Source organism: Escherichia sp. S10b (assembly GCF_028421345.1).
Lineage (GTDB): Bacteria > Pseudomonadota > Gammaproteobacteria > Enterobacterales > Enterobacteriaceae > ECMA0423.
The window spans coordinates 1-3134 of record NZ_JAHZSO010000031.1; the positions used below are offsets into that span (position 1 = coordinate 1).

General features: G+C 57.5%; 3 protein-coding genes and 2 pseudogenes. 3 read left to right on the forward strand and 2 right to left on the reverse strand.

The window, feature by feature from the left end; translation table 11 throughout:
- Positions 1-45: 45 nt before the first annotated feature.
- Positions 46-200 (reverse strand): annotated as a pseudogene (locus FTE26_RS02095) (hypothetical protein); the annotation flags it as partial.
- 513 nt (positions 201-713) lie between these two features.
- Between FTE26_RS02095 and FTE26_RS02100 the strand changes: the two are divergent.
- From FTE26_RS02100 to FTE26_RS02110, 3 genes are read left to right on the forward strand one after another with little or no spacing between them, the layout of a single operon-like run.
- On the forward strand, positions 714-944 hold the full coding sequence (locus tag FTE26_RS02100; protein ID WP_000218642.1) for a hypothetical protein: 231 nt from the start codon (positions 714-716) through the stop codon (positions 942-944).
- A 51-nt stretch (positions 945-995) separates the two neighbouring features.
- Positions 996-2357: a DUF3560 domain-containing protein gene (locus FTE26_RS02105; protein WP_000170715.1), complete on the forward strand. Its 1362-nt coding sequence runs from the start codon at positions 996-998 to the stop codon at positions 2355-2357.
- 47 nt (positions 2358-2404) lie between these two features.
- Entirely contained in the window at positions 2405-2968 is a 564-nt protein-coding gene (locus FTE26_RS02110; RefSeq protein ID WP_001315564.1) for a methyltransferase, read from the forward strand.
- An 84-nt stretch (positions 2969-3052) separates the two neighbouring features.
- Here FTE26_RS02110 and FTE26_RS02115 read toward each other — a convergent pair.
- Positions 3053-3134, reverse strand: a pseudogene (locus tag FTE26_RS02115) (pilus protein); the annotation flags it as partial.

Sequence of the window (3134 nt, forward strand, 5' to 3'; positions counted from 1 at the left end):
CGAACCCGCTGGCGCGGTTTCGGGCTGTCGCTACGGTCCGATGCGTGAAAACCCCGGGCTTGCAGCGACCGTTCCGGTCGCGCCACCCTTGTCGCGCCGTGGCCTGCGCTCCCGGCATCCCGGCAAAAGGCCGCCGGGATGTAAGGGGCAACGCCGTTTCGCGCACGCGCTCTCCGTCGTTGCGGCGGGTCCCTGCTCATTGCCTGCCGGTGCCACACACCCGTATGAGTCCCTGTCGCCGGGGGCTGATACAGCCACAACCTGCCGCACTGACTGTCCAGGGTAAATGAACAGCCCACAAAATTTTTTACCCAAAACCCGGTAAAAAATTTTGCGTTCTGCCCAGGACAGGTGCGTCAGGCCGTGGCAGTGATGCCCCTTGCGGCGAAGGTTCTCAAACGGGTGAAGTTCATACCACAGGGAATACAGCAGCAGGTTCCCGCGAAACGTCAAAACCGCGGCTCCCGAAACTCAACGGGTGATGTTCTTTAAAAATCAGGATTTATTTCAGGCTCCGGCAATACGCATTTATGTGTTCTGTCAGTCATCCGGCTGGCAGGTAATGAGAACGCAGGAACAGAAGGAGGAAAACACCGGAGAACGTCAGACGCAGATATGAAAAAAGCAGGTCAGGGACCTGCTTAATCCACACCGCAGAGACTGCACGAACAGTCTTTACGGTTTCATTAATTAACGTCATAAGAGGCTAAATTATGACAGTAAGTATTGTTTCACCTTCCGCAGCGGCTGTAAAGCCCCGCCGTCATCCCCGTTTCAGACGCGAAGACATCCCCGCGCCGGAAATTGACCCCGTGCTGAAAGCCTTCGGGCGACACATTGCCCGGAGTTTTCACCGGGGGCGTGGTGTACACATCCCCGCCATGAAAAACACGGCCTTCGGGCAGGTGCTCCGCACACTCGAACTGAAACGCGCTTTTAACTGATGAGGTGAGCCGCCCCGCGAGGGGCGGCAACAGACGGAAGGAGAACATTTTATGACATTAGCAGCAATCACCATGACCGCCCCGGAAGCCGCCAGCCCTGTGCAGATGTACCGCGCGACCTACTCACCGGATGACAACAAACTGCGCCTGTATGCCGTGTCACGTCTTGACCCGGAGACGTATAAAAAAGTGCATGATGCCGGTTTCCGCTGGGCACCAAAACAGGCGCTGTTTGTCGCGCCAGCCTGGACACCGGGCCGGGAAGACGTGCTCCTCTCACTTGCCGGAGAGATTGAGGATGAAGACAGCACGCTCGCTGAACGTCAGGAAGCAAGGGCGGAGCGGTTTACCGGATACAGCGGAAAGCGGGCCAGTGAATCCGCACAGGCACTTGATGAAGTGGAAAGACTGGCCGCGATGATCCCGCCCGGTCAGCCCATTCTTGTGGGGCATCACAGCGAACGCCGCGCCCGTCGTGATGCGCAGCGTATTGAAAACGGCATGAAACGAGCCGTGATGCTCTTTGAACGTGCGGAATACTGGGAAGAGCGGGCGCGGTCGGCACTGCTTCACGCGAAGTATAAAGAACGTCCGGACGTTCGCTGGCGTCGTATCAAAAAAATCGAAGCTGATTTGCGCAAGGCTGAAAAGACCATCGCGCAGTCGCAGAAATATCTGACGATGTGGCGGGCTGAATCGCTGGATCTGAATATGGCAAAACTCATCAGCAGTCATGACCATATCAGCGCCTGTTTCCCGCTGGATACGTATCCGCGCCCGGCAGAAAAAAGCCAGTATGAAGGAAGTCGATCGTTATGGTCGGCCCTGGATGATGACATCATCACCACGGAGCAGGCCCGCGAAATTGCGATCCGCTGTCATGAACGGCAGATTCAGCATCAACAACGCTGGGTTAACCACTATCAGAACCGCCTGATCTATGAGCGTGCCATGCTGGACGAAAGCGGCGGCGTGGTTACCCGGACACAGGATTTTGAGCCGGGCGGACAGGTTTTCAGCCGGGGCGAGTGGCTGACCATCATCCGTGTGAACAAAAGCAACGGGGCGGTGAGTTCAGTCACAACGCCAAATTACAGTTTTCTCGGGTACAGCGGCACGATGAAAGTGACGCCCGATCGCATCACGGACTACAAAGCACCATCGGCAGAAGAGGCTGCCGTCGCCAGTCAGGCCGCGAAGCGTCCGCCGGTAGTCAACTATCCGGGGGAAGGTTTCCGGGAAATGACAAAGGCACAGTGGGCCGCCCTGCCCCGGGACTGTAAGGCCGTGCGCAGTGTGGCAGAAGCAGAAGACCACGGGGCATACCGGTACCGCCGCACAATGGACAATAATTTCCGCCTGGTGAATGTGTATATCACCGACATGAAAATCACGGAAATCCCACAGAAATAAGGTATATCCCCCCGGGAAAATCCCCGGGGGATGACGGAGATAATGATATGCACAGTCAGTTAAGAGAACGTATCCGGCTGATGCGCGCAAGGCTGGATAACGCCGCGCCGGTTGCTGAAATCCGGGCTGAATCTCAGCTTTTTGTGACTCCTGCCCCGGTCTGTGATCGCCTGGTGATGCTGGCGGAGATCAGCAACCGTGATCACATTCTGGAACCCTCTGCCGGCACCGGGGCCATACTGCGGGCGATTCGGGATACCGCGCCGGGGGCCATGTGTGATGCGGTGGAAATCAACAGCGGGCTGGTCCGGTATCTGCGGGAAAATTTTAACGGTGTCAGGGTTCAGTGTGGCGACTTCATGGAATGGCAGCCAGTGCAGTATTACAGCCGGGTTATCATGAATCCGCCGTTCAGCCACGGGCAGGATATCCGGCATATCCTGCGGGCCTTTTCCCTGTTGCGTCCGGGTGGCGTGCTGGTCGCCGTCTGTCTCAACGGACCACGCCAGCAGGAGAAGCTGTTACCGTTTTCTGACGTCCGCGAGGAGCTGCCGCGCGGCACGTTTGCTTATACCGATGTCCCGACGATGATTATTCGTCTGCGTGCCTGATGACACAGGGCCGGCGGGAGGATAAATGCCTGTCTGCCCGCGCCGGGAAAAAACGCGCGCCGGTGGCGCTGAAAGGGGCCGCGCTCACGCGCCGCCCCTTTCATTACGCGGACGTTCTGATGGGGGCTTCTGTTTCTTCATGCCTGTCATTTGTCTGTTACTGATG